General features: G+C 42.5%; 13 protein-coding genes. 11 read left to right on the forward strand and 2 right to left on the reverse strand.

The features are described 5' to 3' along the window. Window positions 1-5: 5 nt before the first annotated feature. The 8 genes from ACIQXV_RS07175 (at window position 6) to ACIQXV_RS07210 (ending at window position 8,704) form a co-directional block, all read left to right on the forward strand. Window positions 6-716, forward strand: a complete 711-nt coding sequence (locus ACIQXV_RS07175; RefSeq protein ID WP_402957324.1) for a hypothetical protein — start codon at window positions 6-8, stop codon at window positions 714-716. A 108-nt stretch (window positions 717-824) separates the two neighbouring features. After that, the gene (locus ACIQXV_RS07180) at window positions 825-2,405 is read left to right on the forward strand and encodes a PspC-like choline-binding domain-containing protein (RefSeq protein ID WP_402957326.1); all 1,581 of its coding nucleotides are present in this window, start codon (window positions 825-827) and stop codon (window positions 2,403-2,405) included. A 168-nt stretch (window positions 2,406-2,573) separates the two neighbouring features. Continuing rightward, window positions 2,574-3,779, forward strand: coding sequence for an MFS transporter (locus ACIQXV_RS07185; protein WP_402957328.1), 1,206 nt, complete (start codon window positions 2,574-2,576; stop codon window positions 3,777-3,779). Between the two features lie 318 nt (window positions 3,780-4,097). Beyond that, window positions 4,098-5,285 carry an ABC transporter substrate-binding protein gene (locus ACIQXV_RS07190; RefSeq protein ID WP_402957330.1) on the forward strand — a complete coding sequence of 396 codons (1,188 nt, stop codon included), beginning with the start codon at window positions 4,098-4,100 and terminating at the stop codon, window positions 5,283-5,285. Between the two features lie 85 nt (window positions 5,286-5,370). Next, window positions 5,371-6,252: a branched-chain amino acid ABC transporter permease gene (locus tag ACIQXV_RS07195; RefSeq protein ID WP_402957332.1), complete on the forward strand. Its 882-nt coding sequence runs from the start codon at window positions 5,371-5,373 to the stop codon at window positions 6,250-6,252. Between the two features lie 14 nt (window positions 6,253-6,266). Then, window positions 6,267-7,241 carry a branched-chain amino acid ABC transporter permease gene (locus tag ACIQXV_RS07200; protein WP_402957334.1) on the forward strand — a complete coding sequence of 325 codons (975 nt, stop codon included), beginning with the start codon at window positions 6,267-6,269 and terminating at the stop codon, window positions 7,239-7,241. Then, window positions 7,216-7,995, forward strand: a complete 780-nt coding sequence (locus ACIQXV_RS07205) for an ABC transporter ATP-binding protein (RefSeq protein ID WP_402957336.1) — start codon at window positions 7,216-7,218, stop codon at window positions 7,993-7,995. The genes ACIQXV_RS07200 and ACIQXV_RS07205 overlap by 26 nt, the downstream gene beginning before the upstream one ends. 1 nt (window position 7,996) lies before the next feature. Then, a complete protein-coding gene (locus ACIQXV_RS07210; RefSeq protein ID WP_402957338.1) occupies window positions 7,997-8,704 on the forward strand; it encodes an ABC transporter ATP-binding protein in 708 nt (235 codons plus the stop codon). Window positions 8,705-8,807: 103 nt separating this feature from the next. Here the strand turns inward: ACIQXV_RS07210 and ACIQXV_RS07215 are convergent, their stop codons facing one another. Then, complete coding sequence (locus ACIQXV_RS07215; RefSeq protein ID WP_402957340.1) at window positions 8,808-10,616, reverse strand: TIGR04190 family B12-binding domain/radical SAM domain protein; 1,809 nt, start codon at window positions 10,614-10,616, stop codon at window positions 8,808-8,810. 255 nt (window positions 10,617-10,871) lie between these two features. Here ACIQXV_RS07215 and ybaK point away from each other — a divergent pair, with 255 nt between their 5' ends. Beyond that, window positions 10,872-11,348, forward strand: a complete 477-nt coding sequence (gene ybaK / locus ACIQXV_RS07220; RefSeq protein WP_402957342.1) for a Cys-tRNA(Pro) deacylase — start codon at window positions 10,872-10,874, stop codon at window positions 11,346-11,348. 93 nt (window positions 11,349-11,441) lie between these two features. After that, window positions 11,442-12,542 (forward strand): PRK06851 family protein, encoded by a 1,101-nt coding sequence (locus ACIQXV_RS07225; RefSeq protein WP_402957344.1) that lies wholly within the window; start codon window positions 11,442-11,444, stop codon window positions 12,540-12,542. Window positions 12,543-12,580: 38 nt separating this feature from the next. On the opposite strand, the gene ACIQXV_RS07230 is transcribed toward ACIQXV_RS07225, so the two are convergent. Then, entirely contained in the window at window positions 12,581-12,724 is a 144-nt protein-coding gene (locus tag ACIQXV_RS07230; protein ID WP_402957346.1) for a hypothetical protein, read from the reverse strand. A 125-nt stretch (window positions 12,725-12,849) separates the two neighbouring features. Here ACIQXV_RS07230 and ACIQXV_RS07235 point away from each other — a divergent pair, with 125 nt between their 5' ends. Beyond that, the gene (locus tag ACIQXV_RS07235) at window positions 12,850-13,521 is read left to right on the forward strand and encodes a DNA alkylation repair protein (protein ID WP_402957348.1); all 672 of its coding nucleotides are present in this window, start codon (window positions 12,850-12,852) and stop codon (window positions 13,519-13,521) included. Window positions 13,522-13,616: the final 95 nt, after the last annotated feature.

A 13,616-nucleotide genomic window follows, 5' to 3' on the forward strand; every position in this document is an offset into this window, starting at 1 on the left:
AGATAGTGAAAAAATGGAAGATTCTGTTAACCGTTTTCGTTTTAATTCTAGCCGCAGGTGGAGGAACGCTGTATTTTTTTTTAAATATTAAAGAATATAAGACGGCTGACAAAAAGGTGAAGGAAATTGTTCAAGGAGATTACACCATTAAATTACCCGGTGAGGAGGACACTGACAATCCTTCTAAAAGCAACGCTAATGGACAAGTTGCAGGGAGCACGGAATCAGGATTAATCGCTGTCAATAACAGTGGAGAAACTGACGGGTCAGAAGCAGGTAGGGATACAACAGGAGGAAATGCCGGCACGAGTGCGCAGCAAAGCAACAACCAAACAAATTCCTCCACATCCGAAAGCAGCAAGCCATCTGCAGCTTCCATTATAAAAAGATATGAACCGTCTTTTAGAGATTTAGAAAGCCAGGCAGACGGGAAACTTAATTCGCTTTTATCTTATGCAATAAATGAGTACCAGACAAAGAAGGCAAATAAAGAGGATGTTTCTTATTTCTATTTTTATTCAAAATATACCTCTGCAGCGAAAACACTAGAATCGAGTACAGATGCTTCATTCAATTATATTTACAATGCACTTGTTAACGAGCTGCAGCAAGCCGGGTTTAGTTCTAGTGAAGCCATGCCGATAAAAGATCATTATACTAGTTTGAAAAAGCAGAGACGTTCCGCATTAATGAATAAAGCAATGGCGAATTCTTGATAAGTTTGTCGAATTACGCATGAAACTATTGTATTAAATGGTAGTTTTATGTAAAATAGGACTGTTGCATCATAGCAAGCTAGTGAAAAATATGATAGGGGGATTAAAGTGAGAAAAGTTCTTGCCATAACAAGTTTTCTTTTCATGTTTTTGGTAGCAGTACTTCCGCAGCATATGGCGCAGGCGGCATCAACGTATACTGCATCAATTACCATTAATGGAAAAGACTACTTGGTTAACAGCACCAATAACAAAATTATTATTAATATTGATGAACTTGTTAACCAAAATAAATTAAGTGAAACAGACAAGGTTGAAAAGATTTCGATTACAACACCGAATGGTGCTAAGACAATCTCAGCAAAAGGGACTATATCTTATCTATTCCCGGAAGCAAAAATTAACGTTGTAAATAATAAAGCTGAATTGGTTGTTGCGGCTGCATTGGGTAATTTAGACCCGCAGCAGGATGGTGTAGCCATCAGCACGTTGCGTGAGTTCCTCTATCCGGTAAACAATCAGGTTACAGGACTTGGCACAGTTGACTACGGTGATAGACTAGAAGATTTAACTTTAGTGTTAAAAGCTACTAAACAATTAAATCTTGCTAAAGGCACGCCAGTAAATGTCACTGGTTTATCTTTGACTGCGAGCGGTAAAGAATTAAAGGCAGCAAAAATTGGTGATAACAAATTCCATGTAAATATTGCTGGTGTTGATGATTATGCATTATTCCAATCAATCAAGTTAAATTCAGATACGGCCACAACTGTTTCTGTTTTTGCTAGAAACTCAGCATTTTACTCTGATTTAACAGATGTTAAATTCCTTAACAAGGAAGCAGTCTTAAATCAAGAGAAAGTAACAAATTGGGCAGCAAAACTAGGGATTACAATTCCTGCAAACGCTGCTGTTCCAATGTTTATGATTAAGGACCTTCTAAATGAAACAGGGATCACTACGTTAAATGGTGTAGTGGCTGATAACAATGGCAATGAATCTCCGTTTTCTCTAACTATCCAAACTTATGGCTGGGTACAAGTAGGTGGTCAATGGATTTATGTAAAACATGATGGCAGTAGCGCGATTGGCTGGTTAAACGATAATGGCACATGGTACTACTTTGATGGCAATGGTGTCATGAAAACTGGCTGGATTAACGATGGCGGTAAATGGTACTTCCTTAATATATCAGGTGCAATGCAAACAGGCTGGGTATGGGACGGCGGCAAATGGTACTTCCTTAAAACAGATGGTGCAATGCAAACGGGCTGGGTATTTGACGGCGGCAAATGGTATTTCCTAAATGCAAGTGGTGCAATGGTTACCAACTGGTTGAACCAAAATGGCACATGGTACTACTTCAATGCAAAAAATGGTGATATGGCAACAAACTGGGCATCTGTAAACGGTAAGTGGTATTTCTTTGATGCAACTTCCGGTGCAATGAAAACCAACTGGGTATACAGTTCTGGTAAATGGTACTTCCTTGATGCCAGCGGTGCAATGAAAACTGGTTGGGTCTCTGTTGGTAACAAGTGGTATTACTTAAACAACAGCGGTGCAATGCAAACAGGCTGGGTTGTCGTAAACAACAAGTGGTACTACCTGTACAGCGATGGCCATATGGCTGTTAATACAAAAATCGGCTCTTACCGAGTAGGTAAAGATGGAGCTTGGATTCGCTAAAATAATAGAATAAGGGAATGCCTTGTGCATTCTCTTTTTTTTATTAGCAGTGACAGGTGTAAAGACACATGGTAAAATACTTTATGTTTAATAGTTTTATGACCCTTACTTAAAAGAGTGGAATATGGGGAATAATGTAAATAACTGTTACAGCATAGGGGGATCCGGATGAAGAATAAAAAGGAAATTTCAGAACGAAAACTGCTTGGGATTGCCGGAATGGGCTGGATGTTTGATGCCATGGATGTAGGCATGCTCAGCTTCATTATTGCGGCCTTAAAAGTTGAATGGGATTTAACACCGGGACAGATGGGCTGGATTGGCAGCGTCAATTCGATTGGGATGGCTGTTGGAGCCCTTATTTTCGGCTTAATGGCAGATAGAGTCGGCAGGAAGCATGTCTTTATTATTACGTTGCTATTATTCTCAGTGGGAAGCGGCGCTTCGGCCTTAACGACAACTTTTGCAGCATTTTTAGTGTTACGATTTTTCATTGGCGCTGGTTTAGGCGGGGAGCTCCCTGTTGCCTCCACACTCGTGTCGGAAAGCGTCTCTGCTGAAAAGCGCGGCCGAATTGTCGTTCTGCTTGAAAGCTTTTGGGCTGTCGGCTGGTTGGTAGCAGCAGTGATTTCGTACTTTATCATCCCGAAGTTTGGCTGGCAGATTGCCTTGGTAATCAGCGCACTTCCGGCGCTTTATGCCCTGTACTTGCGGATGGGGCTGCCAGATTCACCGCGTTTTACAGCGGTCAAGGATAAGAAAAAAATTTCTGCCTTCGAGGGTATGAAGAAATTGTGGTCTAAAGAATATAGGCGTCCAACAGCGATGCTGTGGATTGTCTGGTTTTGTGTCGTCTTTTCTTATTATGGCATGTTCTTATGGCTGCCAAGTGTGATGGTCATGAAAGGGTTTAGTTTAATTAAAAGCTTTGAATATGTATTGATTATGACACTGGCACAATTGCCGGGCTATTTTACAGCCGCATGGTTTATTGAAAAGTTTGGCCGGAAGTTTGTTTTGGTCGTCTACTTAATTGGGACAGCCGTAAGTGCTTATCTTTTTGGAGTGGCAGATTCAACAGCCATGTTGATGCTGGCAGGAATTCTGCTATCGTTCTTTAATCTTGGTGCATGGGGCGGCCTTTACGCCTATTCCCCGGAACAGTATCCTACCATAATCCGTGGGACCGGAACGGGCATGGCAGCGGCGATTGGCCGGGTTGGCGGAATCTTAGGGCCACTATTAGTAGGTAATCTTGTCGCACAGCAAGTATCCATTTCGACCATCTTTATGATTTTCTGTATTTCCGTCCTAATCGGCGCATTTGCTGTCTTCTTTTTGGGAAAGGAAACGAAAAGCAAAGAATTAGTATAACAATTTGAACTAAGAGATTCCTGATTCGGGTGTCTCTTTTTTTTGCCTTGCAAGCAGGAGAATCATATTTAGACAAAATATTTAAAAACGTAATTTCCTTTTGGATAAAAGTAAATTCTTATTCTCTATATTAGAATAAAGCGTTATCATGAGTAAAAACAGCACTTTTTACTATTTTCTAAATTATTTTAAAATAACGCATAAATAGACTAGACGAACTCAAAAATATTAGATACAATATTTTCAGAATATTATCTTTTTTGGCAACTGTAGGACAATTAGATTGGGAAAATTTTAAGAAAAACAGGGGGTATTGCCATGAGAAAGAAAAAATTAGCTGGTATTTTTATGTCGTTTATGGTAGCAGCAGGCGTGATGGCAGGATGTGGTAGTTCAACTTCTTCAAGTAATGGAGGGGAATCGGACAAGGGCGGAGAAATTAAAATTGGCGCCAACCTTGAGCTTTCCGGCGGTGTAGCATCCTACGGTCAATCAATTAAAGAAGGGATTGATTTAGCGCTCGAGGAAATTAACAAAGATGGCATTGACGGCAAAAAGCTGAAGCTTGTTCCATTTGACAATAAGTCTGAAGCTCCGGAAGCCATTAACGGTGCGACGAAGCTGATCAGCCAAGATAAGGTTGTCGCCATTATCGGGGCAGCTACAAGCGGAAATACAAAAGCACAGATTGAAATTGCTCAAAGCAATAATGTCCCAATCTTAACACCAACGGGGACGGCAGATGACGTGACGGTTAAAGACGGCAAATTAAATGATTTCGTCTTCCGTACTTGCTTCATTGACCCATTCCAAGGTACTGTAGCAGCGAACTTTGCGTCAAATGACTTAAAGGCAAAAACAGCTGCTGTCTTCATTGACAGTGCAAGTGATTACTCTAAGGGTCTTGCTGCTTCCTTTAAAGAATTGTTTGAGAAAAAGGGCGGAAAAATTGTTACGCAAGAGGCATATGTAGCGAAGGATACTGACTTCCATGCCCAATTAACAAACATTAAAGGGAAAAATCCTGATTTCATCTTTGTTCCTGGTTATTATGAAGAAGTTGGTCTAATTGTCAAGCAAGCTCGTGAATTAGGCATTGAAGTACCTATGATGGGTGCAGACGGCTGGGATTCTCCTAAACTAATTGAACTAGCCGGCAAGGATGCCTTAAACAATACATTTATTACGAACCACTATTCTTCTGGCGACTCTGATTCAAAGGTACAAGATTTCGTTCATGCATTTAAAGCAAAATACAAAGACAAGTCACCTGATGCCTTCAACGCTTTAGGATATGATTCAGCTTATTTCATCGCAGATGCCATTAAGCGTGCTGGCAGCGGCGATTCTAAGAAAATCCAAAAGGCACTTGCTGAGACAGATGGTCTTGAGCTTGTAACTGGAAAAATGAAGCTTGATAAGAACCACAATCCAATCAAATCTGCCGTCATTCTTGAGTACAAAAACGGCGAACAGACATTTAAAACGAAGGTAAGTCCTGAATAAAATATTAAGTGAATAGGGAGAGTCTCATCTCCCTATTCTGGTTTTTAAAAAAGGTTAGAAGCCCTTTCTAAGGAGTGTTTTCGACATGGAACAATTTATACAGCAGCTGGTTAACGGTGTATCCTTAGGTAGTATTTATGCGTTAATCGCCCTTGGTTACACAATGGTATACGGAATTGTAAAATTAATTAACTTTGCCCATGGGGACGTCTTCATGGTCGGTGCATTTATTGGATTTTATTCTATTACTATACTAGATTTAGGATTTTTCCCGGCTTTACTAATATCAATGGCTGCCTGCGCCATCTTTGGCGTGTTAATTGAACGGATTGCGTACAAGCCTTTACGGAATGCCACCAGAATCGCGGCACTCATTACGGCGATAGGCGTTTCGCTTTTTATCGAATATGGTACCATTTATATCCGCGGTGCCCAGCCGGAAGCTTATCCAAATGGGATTGTTCCATTAAAAAGCCTGGAGATTTTTGGCGTCAAAATCAGCGGCCAGTCCATCCTGATTTTAGGAGTATCACTCTTCTTAATGATTGTCCTGCAGTTTATCGTTCATAAAACGAAGATTGGCAAGGCGATGCGTGCTGTGTCCCACGACATGGATGCCGCAAAGTTGATGGGGATTAACGTCAACAATACCATTTCTGCTACCTTTGCGATTGGTTCTGCCCTTGCCGGTGCAGCCGGAGTGATCTTCGGTATGTACTATACGAAAATTGAGCCGTTGATGGGAATTATTCCGGGCCTTAAAGCCTTTGTTGCGGCAGTTCTTGGCGGGATTGGGATTATCCCGGGGGCAATGGCTGGCGGACTATTATTGGGTGTGATTGAAGCGCTTGTAAGTGCTACCGGAGGCTCTCTCTGGCGCGATGCCGTAGCATTTATCGTATTAATTCTAATCTTAATTTTCCGCCCTGCTGGCCTTTTTGGTAAAAATGTCAGGGAAAAGGTCTAGGGGGGTATGACGCGATGAATAGTTTAAAAAAAGCAAAAGGTTTTTGGGGCACAATGGGTGTTGTCGTGGTTTTTTCCGTTGTTACCCAATTTCTAATTAACGGGGGGTCATTAAACTCCTTTTATGTAAATGCCTTGTTTTCAATTGGCATCAATATCATTCTAGCCGCTTCACTTCATTTAATTATCGGCATTACCGGGCAGTTTTCGATTGGACATGCCGGCTTCCTTGCAGTTGGCGCCTATGCTTCCGCAATTGTGACAATGAAATTGGGTCTGCCTTTTCCGGTGGCCATCGTGGCCGCAGGTTTGGCCGCTGCAATTTCCGGATTGATTATCGGAATTCCGACCCTAAGACTAAGAGGTGACTACCTTGCCATTGCTACTCTCGGCTTTGGAGAGATTGTCAGAATCGTCTTTTTAAATATTGATTATGTCGGCGGGGCCAGCGGTATGACGGTTTCCCACATGACAACCTGGCCATGGCTGATTGCCTGTGTGGCCATCACGATTGTTGTGATTGTCAACTTTACGAACTCGACGCATGGACGAGCCTGTATTTCGATTCGCGAAAATGAAATTGCTGCAGATGCAATGGGGATCAATACGACTTTTTATAAAGTAATGGCCTTTATCATTGGTGCCTTCTTTGCCGGTGTTGCCGGTGCCTTGCACGCTCATAACTTTTATATTATCCAGCCGACAAACTTTGGTTTCTTAAAATCATTTGATATTTTGATTTTAGTCGTAATTGGCGGCTTGGGGAGTATGTCAGGTTCCATTATTGCGGCAATTCTCTTAACGATTATCTCAACCTTCCTCTCCAATTATCCGGAGGTTCGGATGGTTATTTACAGCCTTGTACTGATTGTGATGATGCTGTTCCGTCCGCAGGGATTGATGGGAACGAAAGAAATTACCTCTTTCTTAAAAATGGGGAAATCTGCTAAAGGAGGAGTGCAGCATGACGGCAAAAACACCGTTGCTTAAAGTTAAAAATGCCGGAATCCGCTTTGGCGGCCTGAAGGCTGTTTCGGATGTGAATGTAGAATTAAAACAGGGTGAACTTGTCGGTTTAATTGGCCCAAATGGTGCGGGAAAGACGACCTTTTTCAATCTATTAACAGGTGTTTATATTCCGACCGAAGGCAGTATTTCGTTAGATGGCGAAAGATTAAATGGACAGGCCCCCTATAAAATTACCAAAAAAGGGATTAGCAGAACGTTTCAAAACATTCGTTTGTTTAGTGAATTATCGGTGCTTGATAATGTAAAGGTTGCCTATCATTCGCTTGCTAAACATTCGATCCTTAGCTCCATCTTTCGCCTCCCCTCCCATTTTTCCGGCGAGAAGGAAATGGAGGAAAAGGCCATTGAGTTTTTAAAAATCTTCAAGCTTGAGGGGGTCATGCATGAGGTAGCAAAGAATCTGCCGTACGGTCAGCAGCGCCGCCTTGAAATTGCCCGGGCACTGGCAGCCGGTCCAAAGCTACTTTTGCTCGATGAACCAGCAGCAGGGATGAATCCCCAGGAAACGGAAGAGCTGATGAATTTAATTTCCCTGATCCGCGAGCGATTTGACCTGACGATTCTCCTTATTGAACATGACATGCTGCTCGTCATGGGCGTTTGTGAAAGAATCTATGTACTCGACCACGGCCAATTGATTGCCGAAGGTACACCGGAGCAAATCAGAAATAACCCGAAAGTCATCGAAGCGTATCTCGGCGAGGAGGTCTCGTAAAATGTTAAAAATAAATGATATTAACGTCTACTATGGAAATATTCATGCATTGAAGGGAGTTTCCCTTGAAATCAATCAAGGAGAAATTGTTACCTTGATTGGCGCGAACGGTGCCGGAAAAAGTACGCTGTTAAAAACGATCTCCGGTTTACTGAAGCCAAAAAATGGTGAAATCCTGTTTGAAAATGAGCACCTTGCCGGTAAGGTGGCCCAAGCGATTGTGAAAAGAGGAATTTCCCAAGTTCCCGAAGGCCGCAGAGTGTTTTCAAACATGTCGGTGGAGGAAAATCTTGAGTTAGGTGCCTACTTACGGAAGGATAAAAAGGGTATCCGTGAAGATTTTGAAAAGATCTATCAACTGTTCCCCCGCCTTTATGAGCGCCGTAAGCAGCTGTCCGGAACGCTTTCAGGCGGTGAGCAGCAAATGCTGGCGATGGGACGGGCATTGATGGCCAGGCCGCGCTTATTGCTGCTGGATGAGCCTTCGATGGGCCTTGCACCATTATTGGTGAAAACGATCTTCAATATTATTGGGGAAATTAATAAAACGGGGACAACCATTCTGTTAGTCGAGCAAAATGCCAATATGGCACTTTCGATTGCCGACCGGGCTTATGTCATCGAAACCGGTAAAATCGTGGCTGCTGGAACAGCGGAAGAATTGAGTCAAAGTGATCAAATACGAGCTGCCTATCTAGGTGGGCATTAAATGGTGTTGGGGGAGCCCAACACCTCTTCTTATTAAAAGGTTCTGACCTCTCAACTCATGTAGTTCAAAAATCAAATGAGGCAGAGGGGTCAGACCCATTGTTTTATATTTTCATCTTCCTTTGTTCAGGGTCAAGCTGGAATTGCCGGCGCCTTTGCGGGCTTAAGCGGTGCCTGATTTTGATCATGTAATCCTCGTAAAGCTGTTCGATGCCGACTAGGGCAAGGGAAAAGAAATTGGCGTAATTCTTTTGGACTTCCCACTTTAACTCGTTCTTCCCACAGATACTATATTTATTTAATTCATCAATTTCCTTTTGAATTTTTGCCAGTTCCACAGCTTGCTTACCCACAGGTAATGCAAGGACATGATCAATCTTTTCGATATAGGCCATTGACTTCTCAATTTTCGCTTTGATTTCTTGATAGCCTTCTAGATCAATAAGATTGTATTTTAGTTTAAAGTCATTTAGTTTTTCTGCCGCTTCATAAGTGGAATTGACAATATCATCCCGCGTCATATCTTTTGTTTCATAGCTTAGCATATGCTTCCAAGAAGGCTGGGTAATCGCCTTGCGGTGGTCCTCAAGGGTATGGCAGTATTTTTTATAGCCATGGATTTCCGGATGTTCAAATGCCGGGCTGGCCGGATCAAGGAATGGTGCCAGCGGTGCGACAAAGTAAAAGACCCTTGGATCCTTGTTGCAGGCAAGATGAATCGTTTCACAAAAATCAATATTTTCAATGGCGCTTTGATACGTCTGCCCCGGTATCCCGACCATGAAGAACAGGTCAATCTTTTTACAGCCATTTTTTAACGCGAAATTAAGCGTATCAATCACCTTTTGGTTTGTGCAGTTAAACTTTCCGTTATAGCGTCTGATTTTTTCATCATGGGTTTCGAGGGTAATCTCAATGCTATATTTTGGCACGCTGTCATTCATTTGATTAAAAAATTCCTCGTCCGCATATTGGAATAACTCAAACACAATTTCATTTTTTAGATGCAGTTTTTTAAGCCGGCTAAAAAATTCATTGACATACTCTCGGCCGCCCTGCCGTAGGTCATGAAGAATGAAAATCGGTGCCCGGCTGAAGCGTGAAATAAATTGAATGTCCTCGATCAGCTTCCTGGGTGATCGTAATGCCAGCGAATTGCGGTTGCAGTTTTGGTCATAGGCCTCCCTTGAACCTCCGCAGATCAGGCAGTTTTGCGTACATCCTCTTGCGGTTAAAAGGGCTGTGTTCGGGTATTGCAGCCAGCCGTTGTATGGCAGCGGGTCAAAGAAGTTGCGATATTTAAACACCGAGCGGATTGTATAGCGATACCCCGGTACATCGACATCATCCAAATCCTTTGGTACATACGTAAGCGGATTGAAGCCGTATTCCCCGTCCTTCTTCCAGGTTAGATTTGGAATATCGGCATAATGGCTATTACCTGCTTCAATTTTATTCATTAAAAGGAGCATTAGTTTTTCTGTGGAGTCGCCGCGCATCACGAAATCAATAAACGGGTATTCAATTAACTCTTTATGATAATAGGTTGCGGAAAGGCCTCCGAAGATCATCGGTGTTTCCGGATGGAGGTTTTTTACTATTTTTGCAAGCTCAATACTGCCGTGTGCATGCGGCAGCCAATGGAGGTCAATCCCGAATGCTTTTGTTTGGATGTTCTTTAATTTTTTTTCCACATCAAATGTTTCGCTCATCAGCATGCGGTTAGCAATGTTGATTATTTTTACCCTCAGCCCATACCGCTCCAAGTAGTCAGCGATACTTGTCAGTCCGATTGGATACATTTCAAACACGGGCGATGACGGGACAACATCGCTGATCGGGCCGGCGAGCAAGGAATTTTTTCTAAAGTCATACACACTAGGTGCATGCAGCAAAACCAGATCATATTTCATAAAAAATCACCTCAGGATTGGATTAGTAAAAGAAAGAGTTTAATTTTGTGATATATTTCACATATGTAAATAGTTTTTATGCAAGTACTGCTTTATGATAGATAAATATTTTAAGATAATTTAAGTTTACTATAATCATGGAGTAAGAGAGTGACAAACGGGTGACAAATTTTGGGTGATTTTGTGTAAATTTTGGAACATCTGTTATGATTATGACAATGCAAGGTGAATGTTCTGTGATGGAGGGTTTGGCAAATGGCACAAGCGAAAACAAATGCAATGCGGATTCTGGATGCAAAAAAGGTCAGCTACGACATGCATACATATGACAATAAAGATGGAAAAATTGATGGAATTTCGGTGGCGGAGAAAATTGGCCGTGACCAAAAGGAAGTCTATAAAACTTTAGTCGCCCAAGGGCATAGCAAAGCGGTCTATGTCTTCGTAATACCTGTTTCCGAAGAGTTGGATTTAAAAAAGGCGGCCAAGGCGGCGGGTGAAAAGAATGTGGAAATGCTTCCAGTGAAGGATATTCAGAAATGGACCGGTTACATTCGCGGCGGCTGCTCGCCGATTGGGATGAAAAAGGACTATAAGACTTTCATTGATGAAAGCTGCCTGCAAAATGAATCCATTGTTGTGAGCGCCGGGAAAATTGGCGTGCAAATTGTCCTCTCACCGGAGAGTTTAAAGGATCTAACTAAAGCGGAAATCATTGATGTGGTGAAATAGAAAATTTTCCTAGGCACTCACCTATAAACGGCTTAAGCATAGTATAGGTTGAAATGAACTTTGCGATTGTCACGTATAAGGGAGTGTTGATGAGTGGCAGGGAAAATTAAAAATTATTTTGCCGGCGGAAATACTGCGAGAGGCTTTCATAGTCTTTATGAATCCAATCTTCAAGGATTAGACCGGTTATTTATTCTAAAGGGCGGCCCTGGAACGGGGAAATCATCACTGATGAAGAAAATAGGCAATGAGTGGATCGAACAAGGATATAATGTCGAGTTTCTCCATTGCTCATCTGATAATAGTTCCATTGATGGTGTGCTGATTCCGGCGTTGAAGGTGGGGATTGTCGACGGAACGGCGCCACATGTAATTGAGCCGAAGGCACCCGGGGCGGTGGAGGAATATATTAACCTTGGTGAAGCCTGGAATGCCCGTGCCCTTAGTGTTCAGAAAAATGTGATTCAAAAGCTGACTAACGAGATTAATGCTTCCTTCCAAAAGGCGTATGCAACGTTTAAGGAAGCGTTGGAGATCCACGATGATTGGGAAAAAATTTATATTAACAGTATGGATTTTAAAAAGGCAGACAAACTGACGAACAAGTTAATTGAAACCTTTTTTGGAAAAATGAAATTGAATAAGGATTCGGATGTGCGGCATCGCTTCTTAGGGGCGGCGACACCGATGGGGGCAGTTGATTTCGTTCCGAATTTGACCGAGGAGATTCCGAAGCGCTATTTCGTTAAAGGCCGCCCTGGTTCCGGAAAATCGACAATGCTGAAGAAATTGGCAGCGGCTGCTGAACAGCGCGGCGTCGACGTTGAAATTTATCATTGCGGTTTTGATCCGCACAGCCTCGATATGTTGATTTTACGAGAGCTCGGAATTGCGATTTTTGACAGTACGGCACCACATGAATATTTTCCAAGCCGTGATGGCGATGAGATTATTGATATGTATGAGATCCTGATTGAGCCGGGGACGGACGATCTTTTTGCCGATATAATCAGTAAAATTGCCGCGAAATATAAAAACAAAATGACTGAAGCAACAAGTTATCTTGCAAAAGCAAAAGCGCTCCATGATGAGCTCGAAGCAATTTATGTGGCCGCAATGGATTTTTCCGTGGTGGAAAGGATTCAAGGACGGATTGCGGCGGAAATAAAAGAATTGGCGAATGCTAAGGGCTAAAAAAGTTGGGTGCCGATTATGATATCGGCACCCTGCTTCTATTTCTTCTCTTTCTGCGTGTGATTATTTTGGTTTCCTTTGCTGTTATCGCCGCTGACAAACTCTGTGGCAAATTCAGCTTCAGCATGCCCGGCCCGCGGGGAATTCTGGTTACGGCTGCCCTTATTGAACTTCTTGGTCATCTCGCTTCCCTCCTTTTCTGCTAACATTAGTGTGGCGCCAGTGGATTTGTTTATGCCATTTAATTAAAGGAGAAACTGGAATAAAGTAGAACTAGTACATAAGACTTTTGTGGAGAGGATGGATCATGATGACATCCAATATCGATTTATTGACAAAGCTGTTTGTGGAAAACCGCAATGAAACTGATGCCGAACCGATGAAGAAGTATATGAAAGGCCATTTTCCCTTTTTAGGGATCAAGTCGCCATTACGAAAGGAATTAGAAAAGCAATTTTTTAATGAAACGGGAATTTTAAAGGAGCCGTTTAACAAGGAATTAGTGGATGAGCTTTGGGGGAAAAATGAAAGAGAATACCAATATACGGCCTTGACATATTTGGAAAAAATGATGAACAAGCTGAAAAAAGAAGATTTGCCCTTCATGGAGTGGCTGATTACCACGAAATCGTGGTGGGATACCGTTGATGCAATTGCCCCAAAACCGGTTGGGAAAATTGCTGAGAAGTTCCCCGTGGTGGTGGGGGACACGGTGGATGGCTGGGCCGTTCACGACAACATGTGGCTCCGACGGGCGGCGATTCTTTTTCAATTGAAATATAAGCAGAAGACGAATGAAGAGCGGCTCTATCAATACATAAGGCAAAATGCCGGGAGTAAGGAATTTTTTATCCAAAAGGCGATTGGCTGGGCATTGCGTGAATACTCAAAGACGAATCCCGCTTCGGTGAAGGCGTTTATCGAGGGTCAGTCACTGGCACCATTGAGTGTTCGGGAGGGCAGCAAGTATTTGGGCTGAGCAAACGGCGATAATGTTTTAGTGGTTCATGCTAGAATGGCAGTAACCAGAAAAGCGGAAGCCCCTAGGCGCTTCCGCTGGACAGTTATCAAATT

Source organism: Neobacillus sp. NPDC097160 (assembly GCF_044762155.1).
Taxonomy (GTDB): domain Bacteria; phylum Bacillota; class Bacilli; order Bacillales; family Cytobacillaceae; genus Neobacillus.

Coding starts and splice junctions, on each gene's coding strand:
- ACIQXV_RS07185 (WP_402957328.1), top strand. CDS start 2,574: ATGAAGAATAAAAAGGAAATTTCAGAACGAAAACTGCTTGGGATTGCC.
- ACIQXV_RS07190 (WP_402957330.1), top strand. CDS start 4,098: ATGAGAAAGAAAAAATTAGCTGGTATTTTTATGTCGTTTATGGTAGCA.
- ACIQXV_RS07195 (WP_402957332.1), top strand. CDS start 5,371: ATGGAACAATTTATACAGCAGCTGGTTAACGGTGTATCCTTAGGTAGT.
- ACIQXV_RS07200 (WP_402957334.1), top strand. CDS start 6,267: ATGAATAGTTTAAAAAAAGCAAAAGGTTTTTGGGGCACAATGGGTGTT.
- ACIQXV_RS07205 (WP_402957336.1), top strand. CDS start 7,216: ATGACGGCAAAAACACCGTTGCTTAAAGTTAAAAATGCCGGAATCCGC.
- ACIQXV_RS07210 (WP_402957338.1), top strand. CDS start 7,997: ATGTTAAAAATAAATGATATTAACGTCTACTATGGAAATATTCATGCA.
- ACIQXV_RS07215 (WP_402957340.1), bottom strand. CDS start 10,616: ATGAAATATGATCTGGTTTTGCTGCATGCACCTAGTGTGTATGACTTT.
- ybaK (WP_402957342.1), top strand. CDS start 10,872: ATGGCACAAGCGAAAACAAATGCAATGCGGATTCTGGATGCAAAAAAG.
- ACIQXV_RS07230 (WP_402957346.1), bottom strand. CDS start 12,724: ATGACCAAGAAGTTCAATAAGGGCAGCCGTAACCAGAATTCCCCGCGG.
- ACIQXV_RS07235 (WP_402957348.1), top strand. CDS start 12,850: ATGATGACATCCAATATCGATTTATTGACAAAGCTGTTTGTGGAAAAC.